At 65.6% G+C, this 491-nt stretch carries 1 protein-coding gene; it reads left to right on the top strand.

From position 1 onward, the window contains the following. A partial coding sequence (locus B4I46_RS19115; RefSeq protein WP_286901371.1) for an efflux RND transporter permease subunit occupies positions 1 to 491 on the top strand: 491 nt, incomplete at both ends.

The raw sequence follows: 491 nt of genomic DNA, 5'->3' as shown, positions 1-491 counted from the left end.
GGCCGCCGGCCAGCTCGGTTCGCCGCCCGCCCCCGGGGCCACCAGCTTCCAGCTGTCGGTCAACACCCAGGGCCGCCTGGTGAGCGAAGAGGAATTCGAGAACATCATCATCCGCTCCGGCGCCGACGGTGAAATCACCCGCCTCAAGGACATCGCCCGGGTGGAGCTGGGCTCCAGCCAGTACGCCCTGCGTTCGCTGCTCAACAATCAGCCGGCGGTGGCAATCCCGATCTTCCAGCGCCCTGGCTCCAACGCCATCGAGATCTCCGACGAAGTACGCGCCAAGATGGCCGAGCTGAAGAAGGACTTCCCCGAGGGCATGGACTACAGCATCGTCTATGACCCCACCGTGTTCGTGCGCGGCTCGATCGAAGCGGTGGTGCACACCCTGTTCGAGGCGCTGATCCTGGTGGGGCTGGTGGTGATCCTGTTCCTGAAGACCTGGCGCGCCTCGATCATCCCGCTGGTGGCGGTACCGGTCTCGCTGATCG

Origin of the sequence: Pseudomonas sp. UBA7500 (assembly GCF_002478435.1) — a bacterium.
Classification (GTDB): Bacteria; Pseudomonadota; Gammaproteobacteria; order Pseudomonadales; family Pseudomonadaceae; genus Aquipseudomonas; species Aquipseudomonas palmensis.
This window is presented reverse-complemented; position numbering and strand designations above follow the sequence as displayed.